This is a genomic window from Thiomicrospira sp. S5, assembly GCF_003991075.1.
Taxonomy (GTDB): Bacteria; Pseudomonadota; Gammaproteobacteria; order Thiomicrospirales; family Thiomicrospiraceae; genus Hydrogenovibrio; species Hydrogenovibrio thermophilus.
This window is the reverse complement of the sequence record NZ_CP014470.1, coordinates 1,525,221-1,548,046: the sequence shown is the minus strand read 5'-3', so window position 1 is coordinate 1,548,046 and position 22,826 is coordinate 1,525,221. Positions and strand designations below refer to the sequence as shown.

Here is a 22,826-nt window from a genome sequence, read left to right as displayed (position 1 = left end):
AACGGCAAACGGAATGCACCCTAAAGACCCGAAACTCACGTTGCTTGTCACCGGCGGGACGCTGGATAAAGACTACCAAACCACCACCGGTGCTTTGGTCTTTTCCGAAACCCATTTGCCGGCCATGCTACGCCAGGCCAACACCACTCTGGCGGTCGAGACTCGGGTATTGATGCTGAAAGACAGCCTGGAAATGACCGATTTGGATCGGGACGAAATCGCCCAGGCCTGCCAGGACGCCGACACCGAATCCATCGTCATTACCCATGGTACCGACACCATGGTCGACACCGCCTTGGCGCTATCCGAAAACGCCAATCTTTGTAATAAAACCATTGTGCTCACCGGCGCGATGCGACCTTTCCGACTGGGCGAATCCGACGCCTGTTTTAACCTCGGCGCGGCCCTCACGGCCGCCCAACTGGCTCAGAACGGTGTTTACATCGCCATGAATGGCGAACTGTTCGAAGCCTGTCGAGTGATGAAAAACCGACAAAAGGGTGTTTTCGAATTGACGGTCTAGTGGATGCAACACAACACCTTGATTTGAAACACCCGCCCCGAAGCCTTCACTTCCATATTTTTTCGGTTTTTACACTTTGAGGATTTCTTATTTATGAACGTTTTATTGGCTTATCTGGCCGTGGTCGCCATTTGGGCAACCACGCCGCTGGCGATTCAGTGGAGTGGCCAGGTTGACTGGTTTGTCGGGGTCGCCGGGCGGATTCTGATCAGCGCCACTTTGATTATTCCGATTTTGATTTGGTGGACCCGGCAGCCTTTTTCGTTGCAATGGCGGGACATCAAAATCTATTTATCCGCCAGCCTGGGCATGTTGGGCGGCATGACGCCCATGTATTACGCCGCTCAGACCATGCCTTCGGGCTGGATTTCGTTGATTTTCGGCCTGACGCCGATTCTCACCGGCGTGATGGCGTTTTTGATTTTAAAAAACCTGCAGCTGACCTTCAGTAAATACCTCGGCATCGTCGTCAGCTTCAGCGGTTTGGCGGTGATTCTCGGCCCGAATCTGGATTGGACGCACGGCCAAAACCTACTGATTGGCATTGGTTTGGCGGTGATTGCCGTCACCTTTCACTCCCTGAGCACGGTTCTGGTCAAAAAGTACAACCATGGCTTGCCGAACACCCATATTGTGGCCGGGGCCGTCTGGATTACCAGTACGGTGTATCTGCTCGTCCACCCGCAATTTTTGACCCAACTGCCAACCCTGCCGCCGAAAGCCCTGAACGCCATCGTGTATCTGGGCGTATTCGGTTCCTTAGTCGGGTTCATCCTCTATTATTACGTTCTGAAACGGTTGGATGCGATTCGGTTGGGGTTGATAACTTTGATTACGCCGGTCATGGCGTTATTGCTAGGGCATTTTCTGAATGACGAACCCTTGAACAGCCAAATTTGGCTGGGGGCAGGCCTGGTAATTTTAGGGTTGGTTTCGTTTGAGTTCGGACACCGCATCTCCAAAGAAAACTTCCGCTTGCTGACGTCTAGAATGCCTTAACGATTTAACTGCACAAAACGGGAAAGGAGCGGTCTATTCCATCTATTAAAAGGGATTACCACTCCAAGCCTTTCAAATACTGAAAAATCGCTCGATACGCTTTCGGCGGCTTGTTCTGCTCAGCTTCTTTTTGAGCATTGCGAATCCATTGGCGTAACTGACTGCGATCGGCATGAGTGTATTCCGCCATAAAGTCATTCAGGGCGTCGTCCCCTTCTTCCACCAAGCGGTCGCGCCACTTTTCCAAACGATGAAAATGCGCCGTTTGCTGTTTGGCTTTTTGTTCGATTTCAAACAGTCGTTGTTTGATGTGTACAATCAGCGGCTCGTTCTTACGCAATAATTTTCCGAGGAACAACTTCTGACGCTTTATCGCCGGGCCGTTTTTCATTTCTTTCAGTTGCATGATGGCTTTGATGACATCATCCGGCAATTCAAAAGATTTTAAGGCGGAATCGGACAGTTCGGTCAATTGCACGCCCAAATCGGTGACGGCCTGAGCGGCTTTCTTAATGTCCGTGCGGCTTTCGAACTCTTCCTGTTCCCAATCCGGGATTTCTTTTTTGGCTTTGGTTCGGTTGACATTACGTGGTCTGACCATAATCATTTCCCATATCAGATGTTAAACGCTTTTTTAAGCGCGCGGCGGCATCATTGCCAGCCATTCGGACTCGTCCAGCACCGCCACGCCCAGCGATTCGGCTTTGGTCAATTTCGAGCCGGCCTTCTCGCCGGCCACGACATAATCGGTTTTGGCGGACACGCTGCCAGTGACTTTAGCACCCAGCGATTCCAGCCAGTCTTTGGCTTCCGGGCGGCTCATTTCGGTCAAAGTGCCGGTCAACACCACCACCTTTCCGTCAAACGGCGAATCAACCGGTACGTCGGCGGCTTTCGGTGCCGGCCAATGCATGCCGGCATCCAACAAACCTTGAATCACTTCTTCATTATGCGGCTCCTTGAAAAAGTTCACCAGGTGTTCGGCGACAACTTCACCGACGTCATCCACCTCAATAAATTCTTCAAGCGTGGCCTGCTGAATACTGGGTAAATCTTTGAAATAATTTGCCAAATTCCGCGCCGTGACTTCACCGACTTCCGGAATCCCCAAGCTGTAAATGAACTTGGCCAAGGTGGTTTCGCGAGACGCTTGAATGCCGTCCACCACATTCTGTGCCGATTTTTCCGCCATGCGTTCCAACGTCGCCAATTGCTCGACCGTCAGATGATAAAAATCGTCTGGATGTTTGACCCAACCGATATCGACCAGCTGGTCAATCAGTTTATCACCCAAGCCCTGAATATCCATGGCTTTACGCGACACAAAATGATACAGCGAACGTTTGCGTTGTGCCGGACAAACCAATCCACCCGTGCAACGGTAAGCCGCTTTATCGATTTCCTTGACCACATCGGAACCGCATTCCGGACAATGGCTCGGCATTTCAAACAAACGGGTGTCGTCCGGACGTTGTGCCAACACCGGCCCCACCACTTCGGGAATCACATCACCGGCACGGCGCACGATAACGGTATCACCGATGCGGACATCCTTACGGCGAATTTCATCCATATTATGCAATGTGGCATTGGAAACGGTCACACCGCCGACGGAAACCGGTTCCAGACGCGCTACCGGCGTAATGGCGCCTGTACGCCCAACCTGCACTTCAATATCCAAGAGCTTGGTCCAGACTTCCTGCGCCGGGAATTTGCGCGCGATGGCCCAACGAGGCGCGCGAGCGGTGAACCCAAGGTGTGCTTGCAAGGCAATACGGTTGACTTTATAGACAATGCCATCGATTTCATACGGCAATTCGTCACGCAAGCCCAATATTTTTTCATAGTAGCCCAACATTCCGTCCAGGTTGCGAACCACTTCGGAATTCGGGTTGGATGGCAAGCCCCACGCCACCAGTTGCTCAATCATGTCCGAATAACGTTCCGGTACCGGCCAGTCATCGCTGATTTCGCCCCAGCCATAGAGGTAGAAACTCAACTGACGTTTGGCGACGATTTTGGCATCCAGTTGTCGTAAAGAGCCCGCGGCGGCGTTTCGAGGGTTGGCAAACACTTTGCCGTCAATGGATTGCTGATAGGCGTTCAGTTTGTCAAATGCCGGTTTGGACATGAACACTTCGCCGCGCACTTCCACCACTTCCGGCCAGGCCTGGCCGAAAAGCTTCAACGGAATGGCTTGAATGGTACGCACATTATGGGTGACGTCCTCGCCGACCTGGCCGTCGCCACGGGTGGTGGCTTGCACCAGTTCACCGTTTTCATAACGAATATTGATGGCGAGACCGTCCATTTTCGGCTCGGCGGAAAAGTCGATTTCCGCCAGGCCTGGCTCTTTTTCCTGAATGCGTTTCAAAAACGCCGCCAAGTCCTCATCGTTAAAGGCATTGTCCAGGGAATACATGGCCAACGCGTGGCGGACGGTTTTGAATTCGGTGAGCGGCTGGTCACCGACCCGCTGACTGGGCGATTCCTTGACCACCCAATCCGGATGATCCGCTTCGAGCGTCAAGAGTTCTTGATACATCACATCGTATTGCGGGTCGCTGATCAAGGGATCATCGAGAACGTAATACTGATAGCTGTGCTTATTGAGGGTTTCAACCAGGTCGAGGTAGTGTTGGCGATCGGACATAGAGGCGTTCAGACTTAAATGGCCGCCGATTCGTAAGCCACCGCCGCATCACGCATCGCCTGCAGGTCGGATTCTTTCAGAAGATGACGCTCGCCGTCATACAGTCGGCCGTTCAGACGCTGGGAAATTTTGCGTGACATCATAATCATGTCGTGCATCACCGCAGGCGCTTTGACGGTGGTCGGCAGCTCCAGAATCAACACCACACCAGCGGTTTTCAATTCGCTGTTGGTCGGTTGGTCCAACGGGAAAGTGCCCGGCTCCATCAAATTGGCGACACGAATGATTTCATTGCCCATCGAATCTTTTTTTACGAAAATGCCTTGCTCGGAAGGGACCAAGCCGACACCTTGCAAGGTTTGGTTGACTTTAGGCCATAGGAAATCATCGGTCCCCATCACGATGATGGCGAAAATTTGAGGGTCTTTCAGTTCGGTTTCCACTTCGGTCTCCGGCGTATTCACGCCGCCTTCCGGAATGCCAAAGCTCGGCTTGTAGTCATCGTCATCAGCGGATGCGCCGCCTTCTTCCACCCCGCCGACCGGATGAATGTCTTCCGCTTCCAAAACGATGTGGCGCGGTTTACGCTCTTCGGTTTCCGAAGGTGTTTCTTCTTCCTGCGTCGGCGCTTCCGTTTTGGGTTTTTCAAACTCCTGTCCAAACGACAAGCCCAACTGGGAGTCCGGAATCACTTCTTCTTCCTCGCCGTCCATATGCAGACGATGCTGAGTTTGTTGCGATAAGGGAATGTGCGCTTCGCCCAGTTCGTTCAAGGCCTTGTCGGCCGACGTGCGGGTGTTTTCAACAGGCTGTTCAGGCTGGGAGTCTGGTGCTGATTGATTGCGTTTTGCCTTGATTTTTTGAAGGATGTAAAGCCCGGCAATGACAATAATTGCAAATATCAGTAACACTTGTTGCAATTCGTTCATTCAGCACTTCCCTTAAATTTGTTTGAGTTGATAGAATATTGACCAATGAATGCGCAAAATTTTACTTTAATTTGGGTACAAAGAAAAGCGTATGCGCATGTTTTAATCCGTCATAAACGACGCCTTCCCCTTTAAATCAAGAAGATTGCATGTCACAAACAAAACCGGCTCCGACATTATCCTCCGAATTATTATTGGGCATCGACATTGGCACCTCCGGCATCCGGGGCGTCATTGTCGAAAAAACGCCGAACACCAACCCTGCGCCAGCCCCGTTAGCATCGGCCTCGGTGCCAATGCCGTTCCCCAATCGTCAAGGCCCGAACAGTGAGCAAACAGCCGACCTCTGGGTTCAAACCTTAAACCAACTGTTTGAAGCGCTATCCGAAACCGGTTATTTTCCGCATGTCACACGAATGGCACTGGATGCCACCTCCTCGACGGTCTTGCTTGGCAACCGACAACGACAGGCTTGGACACAAGCGCTGATGTACGATGATAAGCGCGCCACCGAGGCAGCCGAACGGATTCGTCAATTCGCGCCCAGCGACACAGCCGCTCACGGCGCCTCCAGCACACTGGCAAAAGTCATGTGGCTGGAAAAACATGCCTTAAACGGGCGTCAGTCGCATGAAGCCGTTATTTTTCATCAACTGGATTGGGTGAATGCCTATTTGACTGGTCGTTGTGGTATCACCGACGAAAACAACGCCTTGAAACTCGGTTATGACCCGATTCACCAGGCCTGGCCGAATTGGCTAAATGACCTGACCGGACTGCCTTTACCGCAGGTGGTTCCGCCCGGCACGCCGATTGGAGGTGTCTTGCCGGATGTGGCAAGTCGTTACGGTTTCACCCCGGAATTAACCGTTTACAGCGGCACGACGGACAGCATCGCCGCCTTTCTCGCGTCCGGAGCCAGTGAAATCGGCGATGCCGTGACCTCTCTCGGTTCCACCATCGCCTTGAAACTGCTGTCGGACAAACCGGTATTCGCACCCGAATACGGCATTTACAGCCACCGTTTATGGAATCAATGGCTGGTCGGCGGCGCCTCCAATGCCGGCGGGGCCGTCTTGTTAAAGTATTTCTCACTGGAAACACTGAAAACCTTGATTCCCCGTTTGCAAACCGACAAACCGACCGGGCTGGATTATTATCCGTTAGCGAATTCTGGCGAACGTTTTCCCATCAACGACCCGACGCTCGCCCCTAAAGTTGACCCACGACCGGATTCCGACGAACGATTTTTACAAGGGTTATTGGAAGGATTGGTTGAAATTGAAGCTTTAGGCTACGCACGTTTACACGAATTGGGCGGACCGGAAGCGAAACGCATCTTTACCACCGGCGGCGGTATTCAAAATGACGCATGGATGACATTGCGACAGCAACGTTTTGACGGGGAAATCATCCCCATGAAAAATGCCGATGCGGCCCTGGGCGTCACCCGCCTATTGCAGGTGGATGACAGCAAGCCGCACGGCGACTGAGTCTTGAAATCAAGACCGTAGAATCAATCAAGCGTTGGCGACTGCTTTCACCAAATCCAAATTCAAATGATTGTGGTCTTGGGCATTACCGGACAAAACCGTGAAAGCCTCTTCCGGTTCTCCCATGTGATCCAACACCAAATGCGCCGCCGAAAAATCATCGTCTTTGGTGTATTCGTTGATGGTGACGATGGTACGGACATTTGCGGCCGAAGACGACAGAATGCCGTTAGACGAATCCTCAAAGGCAATCGCCTCTTCCGGTGTCAATGACATCTGCTCTAACGCCCAGTGGTAAATATCCGGCGCCGGTTTTTTAGCTGGCACTATGTCGCCGGCGGCAATGACTTCGAACCAGGATTCCGAATCGTCACCCAGCGTATTGGTCAACAGCGCCGTGACATTAGCCGGCGTGGTGGTGGTCACAACCGCCATGCGCATGCCCGCATCTCGAGCTTCCTGAATCAAACGTTCCACGCCGGTACGCAACGGAATCTTGCCTTCGGACAACAACTGGGTATAAAACTTGGTTTTCGCCGCATGCAGTCCCTTGACGAAATCGTCGAAATTTTCCGGCTTTTCGAATTCGGTATTGAATTTATCCAAGTAGTAACGAATACGCTCCTTACCACCGGTCACGGCCAACAAGTCGCCGTAAAGCGCTTCATCCCAATCCCAGTCCAGACCGGCTTCGTCGAAAGCCATATTGAAGGCCACTCGGTGCCCGTCGCGTTCGGTGTCCGCCAGGGTACCGTCCACATCGAACAGCAATGCTTGTAACTCTGCCATAATGTTTAATTTCCTTATTTTTTTAAGAATTTTATTTTTGAAAACTGCGCCTATTAAAGCGTATTTCGCGAAATATGCAACTCTCAAGACCTTCAAATACCGAAAAATTTTGTTGTCACCCTTTTTAAAACTTGGTATAAAACGCAGTTAGATTTTTTAAGTCTGGATCTTTTCACAAGTCAGGGACGAGAGATAAGGTCTTTCATAATAAAACGACAAAAAAGGGAAAGTGATGGAACTTTCACATGATTTTATCGAAAACTACCCTCTGTACGAGCCAAAACCCGGCGAAGAGTACATGAGTCCGGAAATGCTAGAGCATTTCAAAAACAAACTGTTGGCATGGAAAAAGCAGTTGATTTGGGAAGCCAGTAACACGGTAAACCATTTGAAATCCGATTCCTCCACTCCGGCCGATCCGAACGATCGTGCTTCGCAAGAAGAAGAATTCGCTTTGGAACTGAGAACCCGTGATCGTGAACGCAAACTGATTTCCAAAATCGATAAATCGCTGAGAGACATCGAAGACGGCGAATATGGATTCTGTCAAATGAGCGGTGAACCCATCGGCCTCGCGAGAATGGAAGCTCGACCAACCGCCACGCTGACCGTTGAAATGAAGACCAAACAGGAAATGCGCGAAAAACAAGGCATCGCCTAATTTCCATATGACTCAGATCGTTTAAAGCGCCACTCAGGCGCTTTTGACTGACTCGCTCCGCCGTCTCACGACGATGGACCAACCAACTCACGCCGCGGATTTTGTGAATTTACCCTTTTTCATCGATGAATTGTCCCGTGCCGATGTCTACCCGCATCCCACCGAAGTCATCACCACGATTGAAACCCATATTTCCGTTGTCTTCCTGACCGGCGATTACGCCTACAAACTCAAAAAGCCTGTGGATTTCGGTTTTTTGGACTTCTCACAACTGGCCGACCGTAAACGCTATTGCGAGTTGGAAATCCAGCTGAACCAACGCAGCGCGCCAGAACTGTATATCGACATCTGCCCGCTGTATTTCCACGACGGCCAAGTACAATTTGAACCGAACGGCGACCCGGTCGAATACCTCATCAAGATGAAACAGTTCGACCCCAATCGCGTGCTGGGCCGTTATCTCAAAGAGCACACGCTGGATGACCGACAAATCCAGGCGCTGTCGGAACGCATCGCTCAGTTTCACGCCTCTGCCGAAGCCACCATCGAACAGGATGATTTCGGTCACCCGGATAATCTCATCCACCCTATGCTGGAGAACTTTCCACCTTTGCTGAAAAGCTTTCCACACCCGGAACAACAATATCGTCTCAAGCAGTTGGCCGAATGGACGCACTTCACACAGAAAACGCTTTACGACGACTTATTGGCGCGTAAAGCCGATGGCTTCGTCCGTGCTTGCCACGGCGACATGCATCTCGATAACATCACCTTATTGAACGATGTTCCGACCTTGTTTGACGGCATTGAGTTCAACGAACAATTTCGTTGGATCGACGTGATGAACGACCTGGCCTTTTTGATGATCGACCTCGACAACCGGCAACAAGTGGTCTTGAAACGCAAGCTTCTCAGCCAATATCTGAGTTTAACCGGTGATTATAACGGGTTGAAATTTATTCGTTTTTACCAAGTTTACCGCTCCATGGTGCGCTCCAAAATCACCGCCCTTCGTTATCATCAGTTGCCCAAAGGTTCATTTAAAGCCGAACAACATTTTGACCTGGCTCTACAGTACCTAAAGCAAGCCGAAGATGACGCCTACGCCCTGCCTGAGCCGAAATTGATTTTAATGGTCGGCGTATCCGGTTCCGGCAAATCCCATTATGCACAAGCCTTGCTCAACCACCTGGATGCCATCGTCATCAGCTCCGACATTGAACGCAAGCGCCTTTACGGCATCGACCCGACACACCGGGTACCCGAATCGGAAAAAACACGCCTCTATGCACCGGAAATGAGTCGACAAACTTATCAACGCCTGCATCACTTGGCCAAAACGCTTTTAGCCGAAGGCTACAGCGTCATCGTCGACGCCACTTTTTTGAAAAGCGAACACCGCCAACCGTTTTTGGCCTTGGCGGCGCAAGCTAAATGCCGCGCACATCAACTCTACATCACCCCAAACAATCACCTTGAGGTGGTTCGTCGTAATCTGCATGAACGTCAAACCGCCGACACCAATCCGTCGGATGCCGACGTTGCCGTCATGCACCGGCAGCTTGAATCGCTTGAACCGCCATCGGAAACCGACATCACCCTGACCTTAACACCCGGTGCCGAAATTGACGAAGAAATGCTCAAGAATTGGCTGAACCCGCCGCTATAATTCATAACGAATTCGGTTAAACTGATGATTATGATGCGTGATTTTTTCAAACTGTCCATTTTGACGGCCTTTGCTCTTTCTCCCTGCCTTGGGTGGGCGGCGGACGAACGCCCCAAACCGATAGACCAAATCACCTTGCTGGGACTCACGGTGACCGACAGCGACTTGGACAGCGTGCGCAAACAGCTTTGGGACATCGGCGGTTTCAAACAAGCCGACTCCACCAAACGCCAGCGTAACCTGGATAAATTCTTCACCTGGTCACGAATGCGTGACAGTTACTATGTAGAATTCCGCTACGACAATGCTGGTAAAACCACTTCCGCTTACCGGCTGTTTCGCCCGCAATCGATTGAATTTGACAATCGTCTGACGCCGATCAGCACCAAAGCGGTGGCGCGAACCATCGTTGAACAAATCGGTCAACCAACGCGCATTATTCGTAAAGGCTGGGGCGGCTCACCCGATTACACCGCCTACATCTGGCAAAACGATCAAATGAAGGTGGAAGTTGACCGTGAAGGCAGTGAACGCTACGGTAATGTCTTTATTCGTTATACCGTGATGAATCGCGATCCCTATTTTGTTGCGGAAAAAGGTAAATAGGATTAAGATGAAACCGGTTCGCTGATTTTTGGCGACGCTTTTTTCAGGAGTTTCTCATGGACATTTCCACTTCCGCCAATGCATACGCCTACCAAGGCATTCAAAACGGTTTCAACCAACTGGACAATACCAGCGCGAAACTGGCGGATATGAACAACCCCAGTAAAAACGAATCGTTGGTGGATTTAAAGCAATCCGAAACACAGGTCCAAAGTTCGGCCAAAGCCTTGAAAACCGGCAACGACATGCTGGGCACCATTATCGATATTATGGCTTAATCGCCCGGAACCGCCTAAAACCCAACCACCTAGAAGCGCTTCACTCACCCCTTTCGAGTCACATACTGTTCCACAAACTGTTTCATTTTCGGCCAGGCCTGGTCGAGATGCTGAAAGGCATGATTCCCGCCGTCGAACACACACACCTCGCCCGTACCATGATAGGCTTCATACGCCCATTGATACGGAATCACCTCATCGTCTTTATCCAATAGCAGCAGCGACGGCTGATTGACATCAACATGGGTATGATAAGGTTCCAGGGCCGTGAGATACCCCTCATCCAAACAAAAATGCTCGCCCGTGGCCGGGTTGTCGTGTTCCCCCAAGTAAGCGCTTAAAATCGGTTTGGGGGTCAACGCCGGGTTAATCATGCCAACCGGCACGCCGTAACGCTGAGCGATGTAACGGCCATAGAAACCACCCATCGACGATCCGAAAACACACCAGGCCTGGCCGTTTTTCACATTCTGGCTGTTCAAAATCGAATGCTGCACCACGGAATCAATCGCCACCACCGACGCTTGCGGCGACACGATCGGATAAGTTGGCGTCAACACCTCGACGCCTTCGGCTTCAAATGCCCGTTTGACCCATTGGCCTTTATGACTGTTCCCCGAGCTTAAAAAACCATGTAAATACAGAATCATGCTAAAATCTCTTTATGTCAGAAACGAATCAAACGCACCCGAAACAACCGCAAATCATTGAGCGCTCACCACATCCGGATGTCCTTCAAGCCGCCCTTTCGCTGGGCTTGACGCCACTGCAATCCAAACTGGTCGCCAACCGCTTGGCTCCGTCCGATTTGACCGATGATAACATGGCGGACGCGGTGCAGAAAATCGTTTTCCCCAAACTGCAACACCTGCAACACCCTAATGAACTGAAAAACGCCGACCGGGCCGCGCGCTTGATTGCCGACGCCATCGAATCCGACGGCAAAATCGTTCTCGCCACCGATTACGACACGGACGGCGTGACTTCGGCCTGGGTCGCGACGCGCGCGCTCATCGATTTTTTCGGTGTGGCACCGCAGCGCATCGAACACATCATCGGTGAACGCACCGAAGGCTATGGCATTACCGATGACGTCGTCCAACGGATTCTCGCCATTCAAAAACCCATCGATTTGGTCATTTCCGCCGATCAAGGTTCCAGCGACGAACCACGTATCCGCCAATTGGCCGATGCCGGTATTCCGGTCTGCGTCACCGACCACCACCAGATGACCGTGGCCGGCGCCCCTGCCAGTGCCGTCTGCACGGTGAACCCGCAACAAGACGGTTGCGGTTACGACAAAACCGTGGCCGGTTGTTTCGTGATTTTTCTGGTGATGGGACAAACCCGAAGCGAGTTGATCCGGCGCGGACGCTTACCTAAAGACAGCCCCAGCTTAAAGGCCTTGGCGCCGAATATCGCATTGGGCACCGTAGCCGACAGCGTCAGTTTGAAAAGCCTGAACAACCGGGCCATTGTCCAGTCCGGCCTGAGTGTCATCAATCAATTGCAACACCCGACCTGGCAAGCCCTGCATCAAATGAACGACAATCAAGGCCAGCCACTGAATGCCGAGTACCTCGGCTTTCAGGTCGCAACCCGAATCAATGCCGCCAGCCGGGTCAGTGATGTGACCACCGCGTTCAAGTTTTTAAATGCCGCGAATTTACCGGAAGCCGCCCGTCATCTGGAACAACTCGACCAAGACAACCTGGACCGACGTCAGCAACAGGAAGCCATGTTGGCTCAAGCACGTGAACAGGCCAAACAACTGTACCACGATCGTAAGTTCACCCTGTGTATCCAAATGCAAGGCAATGCCGGCATTCAAGGAATTATCGCCTCCCGAATCGGTGAGGAATACGGTGTACCGACCATTGCGATGACCGACCTGCAGGACGGTAATCTCGCCGGCAGTGGCCGTGGCATCGTGTCCAATATCGATTTGCGCGAAGCCTTTCAATGGATGGCGGATACCCATGACGGGCTTTTCCAGTCAATGGGGGGCCACAAAGGCGCGGCAGGTTGCATGATTCCGATTGAAAAATTCGACGTGTTTGCCGACCTGTTTGAAGAAGCCGTCCGCCAACAACTCAACGACGAAGTGCCCGTACCCATCATTGAAACCGACGGATGCCTGGAAGACTGGCAACTCACGCCCGCCTTGATTCAGGAATTAAATCAGCTCGAACCCTATGGCAGAGAATGGCCCAAGCCATTGTTTTACGGTGAATTTCGATTATTGGAAGCGCGCCATGTCGGCCAGACCAAAACCCATTTATCGGTCAAACTGCAAACACAAAACGGTCAGGTATTATCCGGCATTCAGTTCAATGCCAAGCCCTCGGCCGACGCGCCGGATCGTTTTTTCGGCCATGAACATGTCCGTTGCGTTTATCAGCCGAGCTTAAATACCTTCTACGGTCGTACCAACTTACAGTTGAAAATCGTCACCCTACAACCAGCCTAAATCTTGGAGACATAAAAAAAACCGACCAGGCCTGGTCGGTTTTATCATAAAGGCGCCCAACTTTGGAACGCCGTCGATTCAACGCACTCTACCCCAAGAAACTGAGAATTTCCTGTTCGATCTGCTCTTTGTCGATAACGGTCTTCTGAGCAACCTCTTTATCGAACAATGCTGCAATCTGCTCTGGAATTTTGACCTTGGCTTTCAGGGAAATCATCTCCAAAGCGTCCTTATCATGCTCGAACGACTCGCCCGTCAACGCATCGGCAATCACCGGCGAGAATTTGGTCCATTCCGCCGTCGAATAAGCGATGGTTTTGATGGACGTATCGTCACGGCAGGTGTCGTAAGCCTTGAAACAGGTCGCGGTATGCGGACACATCAAATACCCGGCTTCAAACGCCGCTCGAATGTAGTCCTTCCCTTCCTGATCGGAGCAGAAGTCGGCGGCGAAAATCGCTTGAACCTGCTTCAACTCGTCGGCGGTCAACGCATAGTATTTGTCGTTATCCAACTTCAACATCAGTTCTTTAGTGCGTTCCGCGCCGAACAAGTCGAAGAGGATGCGCTCGATGTTGGACGACTTGAGAATATCCATCGCCGGAGAAGTCGTTGGAATCACCGAAGCGTCTCGTAAGTCGTACTCACCGGTTTTAATGAATTTGGTCAACACATTATTCTGGTTGGAAGCGATGTGAATCTGTTTGACCGGCAAGCCCATCTTATAAGCGTAATAACCGCCCAACGCATTTCCGAAATTACCGCTCGGCACATTCAGATACACCAAATCACCTAATTCGATGGCGTTTTGACGCACCAATTCCAAATAACTATGGATGTGGTAAATGGTCTGGAAAATAATGCGCCCGAAGTTCACCGAGTTGGCCGCAGACAAGGAAATGTGGTTTTCGTTCAGCTTATCGCGGAAAGTATCCGATACCAGCAGAGTTTTCAAAGCCGTCTGAGCATCGTCAAAATCACCGTGAATACCGATGACTTTCAAGTTCGCCGCATCTTCGGTCACCATTTGTAAGCGTTGCACGTCCGAGGTACCGCCGTCCGGATACAAACACGCCACTTGCACATTGTCACGGTTCTTGAAGGTTTCCAGGGCCGCCGGGCCGGTATCGCCGCTGGTGGCAGCCAGAATCAGATATTTATCGCCATTGGCTTGCGCGACCGACGACAGCACTTTACCGAACGGTTGCAGCGCCATGTCCTTAAAGGCACGCGTTGGCCCGTGATACAGCTCACTGACATACAGATCGTCATACACCTTCACCACCGGAACCGGGTTTTTTGGCTCATCGAACGCATCGTACAACGACAGCGCTTCGTCAATCACGCTTTCAGCGATATCCACTTCAAACATCGCCAAAACCGCTTTGGCCAGGGTTTTATAATCGGAGTTCGCATGTTGCTGCAAAAAATCCAAACCAAAGTGCGGCAGACTTTCCGGCGAATAAATGCCGCCGAAGGAAGACATCGGGCTTAAGATCGCTTGAGAGAACGTGATCGATTCGGGTCTTTGACCGTCGTTACCGCGGGTTTCGATAAATTTCATACAGATTCCAATTGAATATCAGTTCGTAAATAACGGCAGATTATACAAAAAATCGGGGGCGAAATCCCGATTATGCGACGCTTATAGCCGTGCAAGCGATTTCTTACGGCGCCAGAACCGACGCAGGTGTTTTGGTTTCAAATGATAGCGTTTCGGCAACCCGACATCGATGAACAATGAATCGATGTCTTGATTTTTTACAGCCAGCAATAACGGTTCAAACCAGGTCTTTTCCAGCGTTTGCAAGCCGGCCAGCCATTCAGTTTGGGTCTGTTGCCCTGCCGTCGGCATCGTCAAATGCAGCAGATGATGGGCAAACCCTCCTTTTGTCGACAATGCGGATTCCGACCAGGCCTGGTAGTTTTTCGGTTGTGGGCTGTAGCCCGCTTGCGCCAAGTTTGCCAAGCCTTGCAGATACGCATCTTGGGACCAGATTTTCGCCTGTGGCCGGAACTCGACCTGATCGACTGCCAAACGGCCTTCCCCCCAAAACCATAAGCTGTTGATTTCCGGCCAGCCACGCTCGCGACGGGCTTCGTTCACCGGATGGGTGAAAAACAGCATTTGCGTCTCATTCATCAACTGGTGCCAGTAACCGGCGGCATTGCCTTTCGGATAATGCGGATTGATGTTTTGATACGCCGCGCGAGACAAAGGCGTCGACTGTAAATCGACCGGTTGCGCGATGCGTAAATACCAGTCGGTCGCACCGGCATACTCCAACTGTACGCCATCTTCGGCAAAGTGGGCATTAAACGCTTCCAGCAGGGCTTTGGATTCGGTTTCCGTCACGGCCAAATCACCCGGAGGAATCATCACCAGGGTATCGCGGTCGGGAATCACCTGACAGGGTTCGGCACGCAACCAGAAAGCATCCGCATCGTAGTCCGGCAGTTGCACCGACGCCATAACCGAGGCCACCGGTAAGGTTTGCGTTTGATGGAACAAATAGCTGGCGGTTTCATGAAAGGTTTGCGTCTTGGCGGGAAAGGCATCCGCGCGCGACAAGAGCGTACGCAGAGCCGGCACATGCAAGGCCTTAACATCGGTTTCCGGAAGGTCCGACGACGATAACGGCACCAGCAACTCCGGCAGCCAAAGCGTCACCGATTTTGCTTGAGAGGCCATAACGGACATCCTTTACGATGAGATAGAAGTTCGAAAACCCAAACCGGCCATCTTGGCCGGTTCAAAGAATTTAATCCAGTGCGCCGACTCGAATGCGCATGATTTTGCCATCAATGGCATCCATGGCTTCCAAAGTTTGAATCGCCTGATCGACATCGGATTCTTTGACTTGGTTGGTGATAATGACCACGGTGGCATCGTCCGGATTTTGAGACGATGGTTCCTGGTGCAATAATTCGATATTGATGTGATGTTCGGCCAGCGTCGCGCTTAATTCGGCTAACACGCCTGCGTTGTCTTTCGCGAAACATCGCAAGTAATACGCTGAATTGATCTCGCTGATTGGCAATACCGGCGCCGACTCCAGTTGATTCAACGCGAAGCCCAAGCCTGGAACGCGATCCGCCTGTGGCTGATGCTCGGCACGAATCAAATCGATAATGTCGGCCACCACCGCGCTAGCGGTTGGCCCGGCACCGGCACCCGGCCCATAATACATGGTTGGCCCGACGTGGTCGCCGTTGACCATCACCGCATTCATCACTCCGTTCACCTGCGCCAACAAAACGGACTTTGGCACTAAGGTTGGGTGAACGCGCAGCGAAAAGCCGTCCTCGGCGCGGTTGGCAATGCCCAAGTGTTTAATTTCATACCCTAGTTGGTCGGCAAAACGAATATCTTCCGCGGTGATTTGGCTGATGCCTTCGGTATAAACGCGCTCGAACTGCAACTCGATACCGAACGCAATAGAGGCCAGAATGGTCAATTTGTGCGCCGCATCAATGCCTTCCACGTCAAACGTCGGGTCGGCTTCGGCATAACCCAATTCCTGAGCCGTTTTCAAAACCTTGGCAAAGTCCGCACCGGGCTTTTTCATTTCGGTCAAAATGTAGTTGCCAGTGCCGTTAATGATGCCGGCGACCCATTCAATTTGGTTTCCGGCCAAGCCTTCACGCAAGGCCTTAATAATCGGGATACCGCCGGCCACAGCCGCCTCATAAGCGATGGAAACACCTTTTTTCGCAGCCAACTCAAACAATTCGTTGCCATGTTCGGCAATCAACGCCTTATTGGCGGTCACAACGGATTTGCCGTTTTCGATTGCGGTTTCAATGCAAGTTTTCGCCAGGGTCGTTCCGCCCATCAGCTCGACGACCATATCGACATCCGGATTATTGACCACGTCCAGCGGCTGGTCGGTCATAATGGCTCCGTCGACCTCGACGGCACGTTTTCGGTTCAAATCACGCACGGCAATGTGAATGATTTGAATGGAAACATCCCCGCCCAATCGGCGTTCGATTTCAGACAGGGTGTTTTTCAAAATGGTGGCCGTACCACCGCCGACGGTACCGAATCCCAACAAACCTAACTTAACTTGCTTCACACTCACTCCACACTTATTTTACGTTGATCAATCCGTCTTTTCGGAACATGTCCCGAATGCCACGAATCGCCTGACGGGTACGATGTTCATTCTCAATCAAGCCGAAACGGACATGATCGTCACCATAATCGCCGAAGCCAATCCCCGGCGAGACCGCCACTTTCGCGTCGGTCAACAATTTTTTGGAAAACTCCAACGAGCCCATTTCACGGTAAGCTTCCGGAATCGGGGCCCAGACGAACATGGTCGCTTTCGGTGGTTCCACTTCCCAGCCGATGCTGTTCAAGCCCTGACACAATACATCACGGCGCGAACGATACATGTCGCAGATTTCCTGCACGCAATCCTGCGGCCCTTCCAAGGCCGCGATAGCCGCAACCTGAATCGGCGTAAAGGTACCATAGTCCAGGTAGGATTTCATGCGCTTGAGTGCATGCACCAAGGTTGGGTTACCGACCATAAAGCCGACACGCCAGCCCGGCATGTTATAACTTTTCGATAAGGTATAGAATTCGACCGCAATGTCCTTCGCTCCTTCCACTTGCAGAATGGACGGTGATTGATAGCCATCGAATACGATGTCGGCATACGCCAAATCGTGAATGACCCAAATATCGTGTTCTTTGGCGATGGCCACGACTTTTTCAAAGAATTCCAAGTCCACCGTTTGCGTAGTCGGATTCCCCGGGAAGTTCAGCACCAGCATTTTCGGTGTCGGCCAGGATTCCTTAATGGCTTTTTCCAACTCTTCGAAGAAGTCGACATCCGGCGTCATGCGCACATGACGAATATCGGCACCGGCAATCACAAAGCCGTAAGGGTGGATTGGATAAGCCGGATTCGGCACCAGTACCGTATCACCTTTATCGACCGTCGCTAACGCCAAGTGCGCCAAGCCCTCTTTGGAACCGATGGTAACGACCGCTTCGGTGTCCATATCCAAATCAACATCGAACTTGGTCTTATACCAGTTACAGATGGCTTTACGTAAACGGGGAATGCCTTGAGAAACAGAATAGCGATGGGTGCCTTCGCGTTGCACCACCTCAATCAGTTTGTCGACGATGTGTTTCGGGGTGTCCTGGTCCGGATTCCCCATCCCGAAATCGATGATGTCTTCACCGCGGCGTCGGGCTTCGGCCTTTAGCTCTCCGACGATATTGAATACATAAGGAGGAAGTCGTTTGATTCTTTGAAAGTCGCCAGTCACGGAGTGTTTAACCTTTAAATTGGTTCTGCCAAACGGGGCCTTGCCTTCGGTTTTTTCAGAAACGAGATTCTCCTTGTCTAGAACAACGACAATCGTTGCTTGTATCCGTGTTTTCAGGATGTATCAGACAAAACAGACGGTTTTGAAACCTCGAAACATCAAAGCGCGCACTCACAATTTCACTGTGCGGACTTTGCGGCTCCTATAAGCAGAAAGTGTAATGAGATTTAGTCTGTTTATGATACAGAAACATTTTTTTTCGTCAATTGAAATGTGGGTATAATTCGTGGTAAAAAACCGACTGAAGGAGCCTGACTATGAAATTTACCGAACACCGAGATTCCAACATTCTTTCAGTCAAAAAATATCAACCAGGCCTGGTCAAAATCAATGAAACCGATGTCCACGGCAGCTGTTTTTTGAATCAGCATGAATTGGTGACCGACTGGTCCTGCCGCACGCTGGATGAACTCAGCGAAGACCACCTGCAAGAAGTCTTTTCATTGCGGCCGGAAGTCATTATCCTGGGCACCGGCGAACGTCAGACATTTCCGGCGCCGAAACTGTTCGCGTTCTGTACCCAAAATGGTATTGGCCTGGAAGTGATGGATAACGCCGCGGCCTGCCGAACCTATAATGTCTTAACAACCGAAGACCGTGAAGTGGCACTGGCACTGATTATGGAACCTGCAGCCGATTAATGGCCGTCGCAACCGTTCAAAAAACGATTTAAAATCCTGCACTTAAAATAGTTTTTTAATGTCGATCTTCCGGCCACGATAACGGGCTTCGACGTACAACTCCGGCTTTTTCACACTACCGGTTTGCCCTAAGGTCGCGATGAGCTGACCTTTCTTCACCCGCTGCCCTTCCTTAACCTGCAAGGAATCATTATGGGCGTAAACGGTTAAATGCTCGGTATCGTGTTTAATGACGACCATATTGCCGTACTGACGAATTCCGTTACCGGCATACACGACCTTACCGGCCGCCACCGCATACACTCCATCGCCGATACCACCATAAATACGCAAGCTGTTCAAACCGGATGCATCCTTCACGTATTCGTATTTGAGTTTCTTTTTGACCGGCCAACTGAAATTCGCTTTCTTATAGGCACTGGAGGAAGGTTGTGTTTTTGCAGAACGGTGGGAAACCGTGCTCCGGCTTGATGAACCGCTTGGAATGGTCAATTCCTGTTTGACATACAAGGTATAAGGCGGTGCCAAATGGTTTTTATCCGCCAGCGCCATCATATCAACATCGCAACGAGCGGCGATTTCACTCAAGGTATCGCCGCTCCGCACCACATACACCGAACCGCAACCGGACAGATCATCGAAATAGGCCCGACTCCCGGCTTCACCACGGTATCTTGCCGGTGCACAGCCTGTAATCAGCCATACCACTTCTATCAGCAATAATCCGATGAGTGCCTGCTTCATGACGGGATAAAAACCTTACAACTGTTTGATTAAAAGATAAACGACCACCAATAGGATTAAACCATAACCGATCCAATCGATGTATTGACGAATCTTGGATTCATATCGCTCACCGCCGACCTTCATCAGCGCAGCCACCAAAAAGAACCGTGCGCCGCGGCCGATGAACGAGGCCAGAATAAACGGCAATAACGCCATATTAGTGGCTCCGGCGGAAATGGTAAAGAGCTTATAGGGAATCGGACTGAACCCGGCCAAGAAAACAATCCACACACCGTATTCATCGAAAAAACCTTCGATGGTTCGATATTTATCAACGTAGTTCACCGATTCTAACAGCGGCCAAATGGCTTCCAGCATCCAATAACCGATGGCGTACCCCAGCAGTCCGCCCAGCAGCGAGGTAACGGTCGTGATCCAAGCAAAAAAATAGGCGCGATTCGGCTGAGACAAACTCATCGGCATCAACATCACATCCGGCGGAATCGGGAAAAAAGAGGCTTCGGCAAAACTCATCCCGCTTAGGTACCACGGGGCTTTAGGGTGTTTCGACCACTGCAGGGTCTTATCGTACAATCGGCGGAACAATTTTTTTCCTTTTCATGACATATTATGTTTCGATGCCTGACAGCATCGGAACGAACATTACCGGCCCCAAATAGTCTTCGGTGTAACCGGTTTCGGTTTTGACAAAGCCGAACAACCCCTGCTCAGTCCCGCCGATTGGCATCACCAAACGGCCGCCGACTCTCAGCTGATCCAACAGCTCCTGCGGCACCGACTCCGGTGACGCCGCACACACAATACCGTCAAACGGTGCTTCAGAAGGAATCCCCCAAAAACCATCTGCCACATTGGCGTGGACATTGTTTAACCTTAACTGCTTCAGTACCTGTTGCGCGCGGAGCAATAACGGTTCAATCCGCTCCACACTGTACACTTCGTCCACCAGCAAAGCCAATATCGCGGCCTGATAGCCTGAACCGGTCCCGACATCCAACACTTTATGCAAAGGTCCGTCCGCCAGCAACCAGGACGTCATTTTCGCCACCACCCAAGGCTGAGAAATGGTCTGGCCGTGACCAATCGGCAAGGCCGTGTCTTCATAGGCCCGCGAAGCCATGGCTTCATCGATGAATAAATGTCTGGGCGTCACTCGAATGGCGTTCAAAACCGCTTCATCTGTAATACCTAAAGCCATCAAGCGTTCTACCAAACGGTTACGAGTGCGTTGTGATGTCATGCCAACCCCCTGAGCGCCAGAATAAGCTTCATTTGGGTATTCAATCGGCTGGTTTAACAGACTTTTCATGGATTCTCTTCAAACCAGCCTTTTAGCAGTGCTTGCATTTCATAATGGGTTAAGTCGATTTTCAACGGCGTGACCGACGCATAACCATTTTCGACCGCATGGAAATCCGTTCCCTCGGAAGCATCCTCCGCCTCACCGGCCGGGCCGACCCAGTAAATGGGCTTACCACGCGGGTCTTTGGTACGCACCACCTGCTCCGAACAATGGCGCTTACCCTGTCGTGTAATTTGAATGCCGTTCAATTCTTCAACCGGGATATCCGGGACATTGATATTGAGAATAGTGGATTTATCCAACGGCAATTTTTGAAAATCTTTGAACAGGCGTGTCACCACCTCAGCGGCGGTCTCAAAATGGCGATCCCCACACAAAGACACCGCAATGGACGGTTTACCTAAAAAACGGCCTTCCGTGGCCGCGGCGACCGTACCGGAATAAAGGACATCGTCCCCCATATTGGCGCCGGCATTAATACCGGAAATCACCATTTCGGGTTGAAAGTCCAGGGCACCATTGATGCCCAAATGCACACAATCGGTCGGCGTGCCGTTCACACTGTAAATGGCATCTTCATGCCGGGTAATTCGAAGCGGTTCCATCAAAGTCAGAGAGTTACTGGCCGCACTGCGGTTTCGGTCCGGCGCAATAAGCCGAATATCGGAGTGTACATTCAGACGATGCATACACTGCCACAACGCTCGAATGCCTGGAGCGTCATAGCCGTCATCGTTGGATAACAAGATTTTCATAACCTGCCTTGACTAGGGTAAAATAACAGCTGTCCTTTAGACCATGTCATTATAGTATGTCTCACATTTCAGATGAAGATAAATCCCTGTTTGCGGAAGCCGTTCAAGGCACGCAAAAACTGAATTCGCGTAAAACCGTCGCAACGGTTGCGCCGAAATCGCAGCCGCCCCTACGTCACAAACGCCGTTCGACTTCACCTGAACCCGGTCAATTATTTCAAGGAAACGACCAGGCCTGGCCGTCTCGCGTATCCGCCTTTGAATACATCGAGTACCAGCATCCAAACTGCTCGGCTCAGGATTTCAAGCGACTACGAAAAGGCGACTTCAAAACACGGTTCTGTCTGGACTTACACGGCCATACCGAGTTGGAAGCCGAAAAGGCCCTGGAGCACTTCATTCACGAAGCACTGCAAAGCCAAGCCCGCTATCTGATTATCGTGCACGGTAAAGGCTATCACTCGGAATCCGATTACCCCGTCCTCAAAAACTTGGTGAACTACCGTTTACCGCAAATTCCCGACTTGCTCGGTTTTTGCAGCGCGCAACCCAAAGACGGTGGCACTGGGGCCGTTTACGTGTTTTTGAAAAACCAGCGTTAGCCTTACGGCAAAGAATTCGAAGGCGTTTCAGTAGCCTCGTTACTTTCCATATCGGTTTGTTTTTCAACCGCTTTTGGTTGTGATTTCGGTAACTCGATAATCTTAATGAAAGCCTCATCCTCACCAATCATGCCCAGTTTTTGTCGGGCAATGGTTTCAATCGCTTGCGTACTGGATTGCAAATCCTTCACCTCTTTACGAAGCAAGGCGTTGTTTTGTTCCAACACATCGATTTTAGAGTGCAGTTCATCGAGATTTTTTTGAAGGGATAACAGTTCGCCCACGCCACCGTCCGATGACAGTAAGCGAACCTGTAGAATCAAAATAACAATTGCGAGTGCAATGTAGATGATTTTCAA

The 22,826-nt window shown here is 51.2% G+C and carries 24 protein-coding genes; 10 read left to right on the top strand and 14 right to left on the bottom strand.

From position 1 onward, the window contains the following. The first annotated feature begins 13 nt into the window (after window positions 1–13). Both AYJ59_RS07085 and AYJ59_RS07080 read left to right on the top strand, forming a co-directional pair. Complete coding sequence (locus tag AYJ59_RS07085; RefSeq protein ID WP_127119705.1) at window positions 14–523, top strand: asparaginase domain-containing protein; 510 nt, start codon at window positions 14–16, stop codon at window positions 521–523. A 93-nt stretch (window positions 524–616) separates the two neighbouring features. Next, on the top strand, window positions 617–1,522 hold the full coding sequence (locus AYJ59_RS07080; RefSeq protein ID WP_127119704.1) for a DMT family transporter: 906 nt from the start codon (window positions 617–619) through the stop codon (window positions 1,520–1,522). A 55-nt stretch (window positions 1,523–1,577) separates the two neighbouring features. Here AYJ59_RS07080 and yjgA read toward each other — a convergent pair whose 3' ends face one another. Genes yjgA through AYJ59_RS07065 form a run of 3 tightly spaced genes read right to left on the bottom strand, consistent with a single transcriptional unit; the run spans window position 1,578 to window position 5,104 of the window. After that, complete coding sequence (gene yjgA / locus AYJ59_RS07075) at window positions 1,578–2,123, bottom strand: ribosome biogenesis factor YjgA (protein ID WP_127119703.1); 546 nt, start codon at window positions 2,121–2,123, stop codon at window positions 1,578–1,580. Window positions 2,124–2,156: 33 nt separating this feature from the next. Further along, window positions 2,157–4,175: an NAD-dependent DNA ligase LigA gene (gene ligA / locus AYJ59_RS07070; protein ID WP_127119702.1), complete on the bottom strand. Its 2,019-nt coding sequence runs from the start codon at window positions 4,173–4,175 to the stop codon at window positions 2,157–2,159. A 14-nt stretch (window positions 4,176–4,189) separates the two neighbouring features. Then, on the bottom strand, window positions 4,190–5,104 hold the full coding sequence (locus tag AYJ59_RS07065) for a cell division protein ZipA C-terminal FtsZ-binding domain-containing protein (protein ID WP_127119701.1): 915 nt from the start codon (window positions 5,102–5,104) through the stop codon (window positions 4,190–4,192). 149 nt (window positions 5,105–5,253) lie between these two features. Here AYJ59_RS07065 and AYJ59_RS07060 point away from each other — a divergent pair, with 149 nt between their 5' ends. After that, the gene (locus AYJ59_RS07060; protein WP_127119700.1) at window positions 5,254–6,597 is read left to right on the top strand and encodes an FGGY-family carbohydrate kinase; all 1,344 of its coding nucleotides are present in this window, start codon (window positions 5,254–5,256) and stop codon (window positions 6,595–6,597) included. Between the two features lie 27 nt (window positions 6,598–6,624). Here the strand turns inward: AYJ59_RS07060 and AYJ59_RS07055 are convergent, their stop codons facing one another. Then, window positions 6,625–7,386, bottom strand: a complete 762-nt coding sequence (locus AYJ59_RS07055) for an HAD family hydrolase (RefSeq protein ID WP_127119699.1) — start codon at window positions 7,384–7,386, stop codon at window positions 6,625–6,627. 232 nt (window positions 7,387–7,618) lie between these two features. On the opposite strand from AYJ59_RS07055, the gene dksA reads away from it, so the two are divergent. The 4 genes from dksA (at window position 7,619) to AYJ59_RS07035 (ending at window position 10,600) form a co-directional block, all read left to right on the top strand. Then, window positions 7,619–8,047, top strand: coding sequence for an RNA polymerase-binding protein DksA (gene dksA / locus AYJ59_RS07050; protein WP_029938152.1), 429 nt, complete (start codon window positions 7,619–7,621; stop codon window positions 8,045–8,047). A gap of 73 nt (window positions 8,048–8,120) precedes the next feature. Beyond that, window positions 8,121–9,716: a bifunctional aminoglycoside phosphotransferase/ATP-binding protein gene (locus AYJ59_RS07045; RefSeq protein WP_237260285.1), complete on the top strand. Its 1,596-nt coding sequence runs from the start codon at window positions 8,121–8,123 to the stop codon at window positions 9,714–9,716. A gap of 24 nt (window positions 9,717–9,740) precedes the next feature. Continuing rightward, window positions 9,741–10,322 carry a hypothetical protein gene (locus AYJ59_RS07040; protein ID WP_237260284.1) on the top strand — a complete coding sequence of 194 codons (582 nt, stop codon included), beginning with the start codon at window positions 9,741–9,743 and terminating at the stop codon, window positions 10,320–10,322. 56 nt (window positions 10,323–10,378) lie between these two features. Continuing rightward, window positions 10,379–10,600, top strand: coding sequence for a hypothetical protein (locus AYJ59_RS07035; RefSeq protein ID WP_029938155.1), 222 nt, complete (start codon window positions 10,379–10,381; stop codon window positions 10,598–10,600). A 44-nt stretch (window positions 10,601–10,644) separates the two neighbouring features. On the opposite strand, the gene AYJ59_RS07030 is transcribed toward AYJ59_RS07035, so the two are convergent. Beyond that, window positions 10,645–11,250 (bottom strand): YqiA/YcfP family alpha/beta fold hydrolase, encoded by a 606-nt coding sequence (locus AYJ59_RS07030; RefSeq protein WP_127119698.1) that lies wholly within the window; start codon window positions 11,248–11,250, stop codon window positions 10,645–10,647. A gap of 14 nt (window positions 11,251–11,264) precedes the next feature. Here AYJ59_RS07030 and AYJ59_RS07025 point away from each other — a divergent pair, with 14 nt between their 5' ends. Further along, window positions 11,265–13,070 carry a single-stranded-DNA-specific exonuclease RecJ gene (locus AYJ59_RS07025; protein ID WP_127119697.1) on the top strand — a complete coding sequence of 602 codons (1,806 nt, stop codon included), beginning with the start codon at window positions 11,265–11,267 and terminating at the stop codon, window positions 13,068–13,070. An 88-nt stretch (window positions 13,071–13,158) separates the two neighbouring features. Here the strand turns inward: AYJ59_RS07025 and thrC are convergent, their stop codons facing one another. The 4 genes from thrC to alaC form a co-directional block, all read right to left on the bottom strand. Next, on the bottom strand, window positions 13,159–14,634 hold the full coding sequence (gene thrC, locus AYJ59_RS07020; protein ID WP_127119696.1) for a threonine synthase: 1,476 nt from the start codon (window positions 14,632–14,634) through the stop codon (window positions 13,159–13,161). Between the two features lie 81 nt (window positions 14,635–14,715). After that, window positions 14,716–15,762 (bottom strand): hypothetical protein, encoded by a 1,047-nt coding sequence (locus AYJ59_RS07015; RefSeq protein WP_237260283.1) that lies wholly within the window; start codon window positions 15,760–15,762, stop codon window positions 14,716–14,718. A 70-nt stretch (window positions 15,763–15,832) separates the two neighbouring features. Next, window positions 15,833–17,149 carry a homoserine dehydrogenase gene (locus tag AYJ59_RS07010; RefSeq protein WP_127119694.1) on the bottom strand — a complete coding sequence of 439 codons (1,317 nt, stop codon included), beginning with the start codon at window positions 17,147–17,149 and terminating at the stop codon, window positions 15,833–15,835. 13 nt (window positions 17,150–17,162) lie between these two features. Then, the gene (gene alaC, locus AYJ59_RS07005) at window positions 17,163–18,359 is read right to left on the bottom strand and encodes an alanine transaminase (protein WP_127119693.1); all 1,197 of its coding nucleotides are present in this window, start codon (window positions 18,357–18,359) and stop codon (window positions 17,163–17,165) included. A gap of 317 nt (window positions 18,360–18,676) precedes the next feature. On the opposite strand from alaC, the gene AYJ59_RS07000 reads away from it, so the two are divergent. After that, window positions 18,677–19,060 carry an Mth938-like domain-containing protein gene (locus AYJ59_RS07000; RefSeq protein ID WP_029938162.1) on the top strand — a complete coding sequence of 128 codons (384 nt, stop codon included), beginning with the start codon at window positions 18,677–18,679 and terminating at the stop codon, window positions 19,058–19,060. A 42-nt stretch (window positions 19,061–19,102) separates the two neighbouring features. On the opposite strand, the gene AYJ59_RS06995 is transcribed toward AYJ59_RS07000, so the two are convergent. From AYJ59_RS06995 to surE, 4 genes are read right to left on the bottom strand one after another with little or no spacing between them, the layout of a single operon-like run. Then, entirely contained in the window at window positions 19,103–19,804 is a 702-nt protein-coding gene (locus tag AYJ59_RS06995; protein WP_127119692.1) for a peptidoglycan DD-metalloendopeptidase family protein, read from the bottom strand. 15 nt (window positions 19,805–19,819) lie between these two features. Next, window positions 19,820–20,392 (bottom strand): YqaA family protein, encoded by a 573-nt coding sequence (locus tag AYJ59_RS06990; RefSeq protein ID WP_237260282.1) that lies wholly within the window; start codon window positions 20,390–20,392, stop codon window positions 19,820–19,822. Between the two features lie 22 nt (window positions 20,393–20,414). Next, a complete protein-coding gene (locus AYJ59_RS06985) occupies window positions 20,415–21,116 on the bottom strand; it encodes a protein-L-isoaspartate(D-aspartate) O-methyltransferase (protein WP_127119691.1) in 702 nt (233 codons plus the stop codon). After that, window positions 21,113–21,865 (bottom strand): 5'/3'-nucleotidase SurE, encoded by a 753-nt coding sequence (gene surE / locus AYJ59_RS06980; RefSeq protein ID WP_127119690.1) that lies wholly within the window; start codon window positions 21,863–21,865, stop codon window positions 21,113–21,115. Before surE ends, AYJ59_RS06985 begins: the two co-directional genes overlap by 4 nt. Before the next feature lie 56 nt (window positions 21,866–21,921). Between surE and AYJ59_RS06975 the strand changes: the two genes are divergently transcribed. Then, window positions 21,922–22,467, top strand: coding sequence for a Smr/MutS family protein (locus tag AYJ59_RS06975; protein ID WP_127119689.1), 546 nt, complete (start codon window positions 21,922–21,924; stop codon window positions 22,465–22,467). Window positions 22,468–22,469: 2 nt separating this feature from the next. Here AYJ59_RS06975 and AYJ59_RS06970 read toward each other — a convergent pair whose 3' ends face one another. Beyond that, window positions 22,470–22,826, bottom strand: a complete 357-nt coding sequence (locus AYJ59_RS06970) for an FtsB family cell division protein (RefSeq protein WP_038151605.1) — start codon at window positions 22,824–22,826, stop codon at window positions 22,470–22,472.

Bases quoted from the DNA above. Each gene is read 5' to 3' on its own strand.
- AYJ59_RS07065 (WP_127119701.1), bottom strand. From the start codon at position 5,104: ATGAACGAATTGCAACAAGTGTTACTGATATTTGCAATTATTGTCATT.
- AYJ59_RS07055 (WP_127119699.1), bottom strand. From the start codon at position 7,386: ATGGCAGAGTTACAAGCATTGCTGTTCGATGTGGACGGTACCCTGGCG.
- AYJ59_RS06975 (WP_127119689.1), top strand. From the start codon at position 21,922: ATGTCTCACATTTCAGATGAAGATAAATCCCTGTTTGCGGAAGCCGTT.
- AYJ59_RS07015 (WP_237260283.1), bottom strand. From the start codon at position 15,762: ATGGCCTCTCAAGCAAAATCGGTGACGCTTTGGCTGCCGGAGTTGCTG.
- AYJ59_RS07080 (WP_127119704.1), top strand. From the start codon at position 617: ATGAACGTTTTATTGGCTTATCTGGCCGTGGTCGCCATTTGGGCAACC.
- AYJ59_RS07000 (WP_029938162.1), top strand. From the start codon at position 18,677: ATGAAATTTACCGAACACCGAGATTCCAACATTCTTTCAGTCAAAAAA.
- yjgA (WP_127119703.1), bottom strand. From the start codon at position 2,123: ATGGTCAGACCACGTAATGTCAACCGAACCAAAGCCAAAAAAGAAATC.
- AYJ59_RS07025 (WP_127119697.1), top strand. From the start codon at position 11,265: ATGTCAGAAACGAATCAAACGCACCCGAAACAACCGCAAATCATTGAG.
- AYJ59_RS06995 (WP_127119692.1), bottom strand. From the start codon at position 19,804: ATGAAGCAGGCACTCATCGGATTATTGCTGATAGAAGTGGTATGGCTG.
- AYJ59_RS07040 (WP_237260284.1), top strand. From the start codon at position 9,741: ATGATTATGATGCGTGATTTTTTCAAACTGTCCATTTTGACGGCCTTT.
- AYJ59_RS07030 (WP_127119698.1), bottom strand. From the start codon at position 11,250: ATGATTCTGTATTTACATGGTTTTTTAAGCTCGGGGAACAGTCATAAA.
- AYJ59_RS06985 (WP_127119691.1), bottom strand. From the start codon at position 21,116: ATGAAAAGTCTGTTAAACCAGCCGATTGAATACCCAAATGAAGCTTAT.
- thrC (WP_127119696.1), bottom strand. From the start codon at position 14,634: ATGAAATTTATCGAAACCCGCGGTAACGACGGTCAAAGACCCGAATCG.
- surE (WP_127119690.1), bottom strand. From the start codon at position 21,865: ATGAAAATCTTGTTATCCAACGATGACGGCTATGACGCTCCAGGCATT.
- ligA (WP_127119702.1), bottom strand. From the start codon at position 4,175: ATGTCCGATCGCCAACACTACCTCGACCTGGTTGAAACCCTCAATAAG.
- AYJ59_RS07035 (WP_029938155.1), top strand. From the start codon at position 10,379: ATGGACATTTCCACTTCCGCCAATGCATACGCCTACCAAGGCATTCAA.
- AYJ59_RS07045 (WP_237260285.1), top strand. From the start codon at position 8,121: ATGGACCAACCAACTCACGCCGCGGATTTTGTGAATTTACCCTTTTTC.
- dksA (WP_029938152.1), top strand. From the start codon at position 7,619: ATGGAACTTTCACATGATTTTATCGAAAACTACCCTCTGTACGAGCCA.
- AYJ59_RS07060 (WP_127119700.1), top strand. From the start codon at position 5,254: ATGTCACAAACAAAACCGGCTCCGACATTATCCTCCGAATTATTATTG.
- AYJ59_RS07085 (WP_127119705.1), top strand. From the start codon at position 14: ATGCACCCTAAAGACCCGAAACTCACGTTGCTTGTCACCGGCGGGACG.